1 tRNA gene and 3 rRNA genes are annotated in these 5,100 nt (G+C 50.2%); all 4 read left to right on the top strand.

Annotated features, from left to right (window positions below):
• Positions 1-187 precede the first annotated feature (187 nt).
• Positions 188-1,734, top strand: a 16S ribosomal RNA gene (locus tag FXF62_RS10590).
• A 53-nt stretch (positions 1,735-1,787) separates the two neighbouring features.
• Positions 1,788-1,860: transfer RNA gene (locus tag FXF62_RS10595), tRNA-Ala, on the top strand.
• A 126-nt stretch (positions 1,861-1,986) separates the two neighbouring features.
• A 23S ribosomal RNA gene (locus FXF62_RS10600) occupies positions 1,987-4,884 on the top strand.
• Between the two features lie 100 nt (positions 4,885-4,984).
• Positions 4,985-5,100, top strand: a 5S ribosomal RNA gene (gene rrf / locus FXF62_RS10605).
• The 16S, 23S and 5S rRNA genes sit together here with 1 tRNA gene alongside, the layout of an rRNA operon.

The following is a 5,100-nucleotide window of genomic DNA, read 5'->3' on the forward strand; positions in this document are numbered from 1 at the left end:
AAAAAAGTGTTGACAAGGGAGTAGATAGGTGATATACTGATATAGTTGTCGCTTGGGAGAGCGATAAAGACCTTTGAAAACTGAACAAGACGAACCAATGTGCAGGGCGCTACAACATATGTTGTAGTACTGAACAAAGAAAAAACAATAAATCTGTCAGTGACAGAAATGAGTGAGAACTCAAACTTTTAATGAGAGTTTGATCCTGGCTCAGGACGAACGCTGGCGGCGTGCCTAATACATGCAAGTAGAACGCTGAAGGAGGAGCTTGCTCTTCTGGATGAGTTGCGAACGGGTGAGTAACGCGTAGGTAACCTGCCTGGTAGCGGGGGATAACTATTGGAAACGATAGCTAATACCGCATAACATTGACTATTGCATGATAGTCAATTGAAAGGTGCAATTGCACCACTACCAGATGGACCTGCGTTGTATTAGCTAGTTGGTGGGGTAACGGCTCACCAAGGCGACGATACATAGCCGACCTGAGAGGGTGATCGGCCACACTGGGACTGAGACACGGCCCAGACTCCTACGGGAGGCAGCAGTAGGGAATCTTCGGCAATGGACGGAAGTCTGACCGAGCAACGCCGCGTGAGTGAAGAAGGTTTTCGGATCGTAAAGCTCTGTTGTAAGAGAAGAACGAGTGTGAGAGTGGAAAGTTCACACTGTGACGGTATCTTACCAGAAAGGGACGGCTAACTACGTGCCAGCAGCCGCGGTAATACGTAGGTCCCGAGCGTTGTCCGGATTTATTGGGCGTAAAGCGAGCGCAGGCGGTTAGATAAGTCTGAAGTTAAAGGCTGTGGCTTAACCATAGTACGCTTTGGAAACTGTTTAACTTGAGTGCAGAAGGGGAGAGTGGAATTCCATGTGTAGCGGTGAAATGCGTAGATATATGGAGGAACACCGGTGGCGAAAGCGGCTCTCTGGTCTGTAACTGACGCTGAGGCTCGAAAGCGTGGGGAGCAAACAGGATTAGATACCCTGGTAGTCCACGCCGTAAACGATGAGTGCTAGGTGTTGGGTCCTTTCCGGGACTCAGTGCCGCAGCTAACGCATTAAGCACTCCGCCTGGGGAGTACGACCGCAAGGTTGAAACTCAAAGGAATTGACGGGGGCCCGCACAAGCGGTGGAGCATGTGGTTTAATTCGAAGCAACGCGAAGAACCTTACCAGGTCTTGACATCCCGGTGCCCGTCCTAGAGATAGGATTTTGCTTCGGCACACCGGTGACAGGTGGTGCATGGTTGTCGTCAGCTCGTGTCGTGAGATGTTGGGTTAAGTCCCGCAACGAGCGCAACCCTTATTGTTAGTTGCCATCATTTAGTTGGGCACTCTAGCGAGACTGCCGGTAATAAACCGGAGGAAGGTGGGGATGACGTCAAATCATCATGCCCCTTATGACCTGGGCTACACACGTGCTACAATGGCTGGTACAACGAGTCGCAAGTCGGTGACGGCAAGCTAATCTCTTAAAGCCAGTCTCAGTTCGGATTGTAGGCTGCAACTCGCCTACATGAAGTCGGAATCGCTAGTAATCGCGGATCAGCACGCCGCGGTGAATACGTTCCCGGGCCTTGTACACACCGCCCGTCACACCACGAGAGTTTGTAACACCCGAAGTCGGTGAGGTAACCTTTTAGGAGCCAGCCGCCTAAGGTGGGATAGATGATTGGGGTGAAGTCGTAACAAGGTAGCCGTATCGGAAGGTGCGGCTGGATCACCTCCTTTCTAAGGAAAAACGGAAGCCATTGGTCGTCATGTTTAGTTTTGAGAGGTCTTGTGGGGCCTTAGCTCAGCTGGGAGAGCGCCTGCTTTGCACGCAGGAGGTCAGCGGTTCGATCCCGCTAGGCTCCATTAGGATAGTGATGACTATTCTAAACTTGTCCATTGAAAATTGAATAACTATATCAAATAGTAACAAGAAAATAAACCGAAACGCTGTGAATATTAATGAGTTTAAGACTGAAAGGTCAAAAATAAGGTTAAGTTAGTAAGGGCGCACGGTGGATGCCTTGGCACTAGGAGCCGAAGAAGGACGTGACAAACGACGAAATGCCTCGGGGAGCTGTAAGTAAGCGCAGATCCGGGGATGTCCGAATGGGGGAACCCAACAGGTACTACCTGTTACCCATCTCTGTTAAGGAGATGAGGAGGAAGACGCAGTGAACTGAAACATCTAAGTAGCTGCAGGAAGAGAAAGCAAAAGCGATTGCCTTAGTAGCGGCGAGCGAAACGGCAGGAGGGCAAACCGAAGAGTTTACTCTTCGGGGTTGTAGGACTGCAATGTGGACTCAGATTTTATAGAAGAATGACATGGGAAGGTCAGCCAAAGAGAGTAAGAGCCTCGTATTTTAAATAGAATCTGTACCTAGCAGAATCCTGAGTACGGCGGGACACGCGAAATCCCGTCGGAATCTGGGAGGACCATCTCCCAACCCTAAATACTCCCTAGTGACCGATAGTGAACCAGTACCGTGAGGGAAAGGTGAAAAGTACCCCGGAAGGGGAGTGAAATAGAACCTGAAACCGTGTGCCTACAACAAGTTCGAGCCCGTTAATGGGTGAGAGCGTGCCTTTTGTAGAATGAACCGGCGAGTTACGTTATGATGCGAGGTTAAGTTGAAGAGACGGAGCCGTAGGGAAACCGAGTCTGAATAGGGCGTCTTAGTATCATGATGTAGACCCGAAACCATGTGACCTACCCATGAGCAGGTTGAAGGTGCGGTAAAACGCACTGGAGGACCGAACCAGGGCACGTTGAAAAGTGCTTGGATGACTTGTGGGTAGCGGAGAAATTCCAAACGAACTTGGAGATAGCTGGTTCTCTCCGAAATAGCTTTAGGGCTAGCGTCGACATGAAGATTCTTGGAGGTAGAGCACTGTTTGGGTGAGGGGTCCATCCCGGATTACCAATCTCAGATAAACTCCGAATGCCAATGAATTATGGTCGGCAGTCAGACTGCGAGTGCTAAGATCCGTAGTCGAAAGGGAAACAGCCCAGACCACCAGCTAAGGTCCCAAAATAATTGTTAAGTGGAAAAGGATGTGGGGTTGCACAGACAACTAGGATGTTAGCTTAGAAGCAGCTATTCATTCAAAGAGTGCGTAATAGCTCACTAGTCGAGTGACCCTGCGCCGAAAATGTACCGGGGCTAAAACAATTTACCGAAGCTGTGGATACCTTTATAGGTATGGTAGGAGAGCGTTCTATGTGTGGAGAAGGTGTACCGTGAGGAGCGCTGGAACGCATAGAAGTGAGAATGCCGGTATGAGTAGCGAAAGATGGGTGAGAATCCCATCCACCGTAAGACTAAGGTTTCCAGGGGAAGGCTCGTCCGCCCTGGGTTAGTCGGGACCTAAGGAGAGACCGAAAGGTGTATCCGATGGACAACAGGTTGATATTCCTGTACTAGAGTATGAAGTGATGGAGGGACGCAGTAGGCTAACTCGTGCGTACGAATGGATGTACGTCTAAGCAGTGAGGCGTGGTATGAGTCAAATGCTTATACCTATAACGTTGAGCTGTGATGGGGAGCGAAGTTTAGTAGCGAGTGAGTGATGTCACACTGCCAAGAAAAGCTTCTAGCGTTGTATCATACTCTACCCGTACCGCAAACCGACACAGGTAGTCGAGGCGAGTAGCCTCAGGTGAGCGAGAGAACTCTCGTTAAGGAACTCGGCAAAATGACCCCGTAACTTCGGGAGAAGGGGTGCTGACTGATGTCAGCCGCAGTGAATAGGCCCAAGCAACTGTTTATCAAAAACACAGCTCTCTGCTAAATCGTAAGATGATGTATAGGGGGTGACGCCTGCCCGGTGCTGGAAGGTTAAGAGGAGTGCTTAGCGGAAACGCGAAGGTATGAATTGAAGCCCCAGTAAACGGCGGCCGTAACTATAACGGTCCTAAGGTAGCGAAATTCCTTGTCGGGTAAGTTCCGACCCGCACGAAAGGCGTAATGATTTGGGCACTGTCTCAACGAGAGACTCGGTGAAATTTTAGTACCTGTGAAGATGCAGGTTACCCGCGACAGGACGGAAAGACCCCATGGAGCTTTACTGCAGTTTGATATTGAGTGTCTGTGCCACATGTACAGGATAGGTAGGAGCCTATGAGATCGGGACGCCAGTTTCGATGGAGGCGTTGTTGGGATACTACCCTTGTGTTATGGCCACTCTAACCCGGATAGGTGATCCCTATCGGAGACAGTGTCTGACGGGCAGTTTGACTGGGGCGGTCGCCTCCTAAAAGGTAACGGAGGCGCCCAAAGGTTCCCTCAGACTGGTTGGAAATCAGTCGCAGAGTGTAAAGGTATAAGGGAGCTTGACTGCGAGAGCTACAACTCGAGCAGGGACGAAAGTCGGGCTTAGTGATCCGGTGGTTCCGCATGGAAGGGCCATCGCTCAACGGATAAAAGCTACCCTGGGGATAACAGGCTTATCTCCCCCAAGAGTTCACATCGACGGGGAGGTTTGGCACCTCGATGTCGGCTCGTCGCATCCTGGGGCTGTAGTCGGTCCCAAGGGTTGGGCTGTTCGCCCATTAAAGCGGCACGCGAGCTGGGTTCAGAACGTCGTGAGACAGTTCGGTCCCTATCCGTCGCGGGCGTAGGAAATTTGAGAGGATCTGCTCCTAGTACGAGAGGACCAGAGTGGACTTACCGCTGGTGTACCAGTTGTCTCGCCAGAGGCATCGCTGGGTAGCTATGTAGGGAAGGGATAAACGCTGAAAGCATCTAAGTGTGAAACCCACCTCAAGATGAGATTTCCCATAACGCAAGTTAGTAAGAGCCCTGAGAGAAGATCAGGTAGATAGGTTAGGAGTGGAAGTGTGGCGACACATGTAGCGGACTAATACTAATAGCTCGAGGACTTATCCAATTTTCATTGAGCGCAGCGTTTTTTAAGTATTGTGAGCTTTGAGTAGTTATTCAATTTTGAGTTGACAAGGCAATAAGATATTGTAAGTTAATTCAGCTAGTTAAGTGACGATAGCCTAGGAGATACACCTGTACCCATGCCGAACACAGAAGTTAAGCCCTAGAACGCCGGAAGTAGTTGGGGGTTGCCCCCTGTGAGATATGGTAGTCGCTTAGC

This window comes from Streptococcus cristatus (genome assembly GCF_008369405.1).
Taxonomy (GTDB): Bacteria; Bacillota; Bacilli; order Lactobacillales; family Streptococcaceae; genus Streptococcus; species Streptococcus cristatus_G.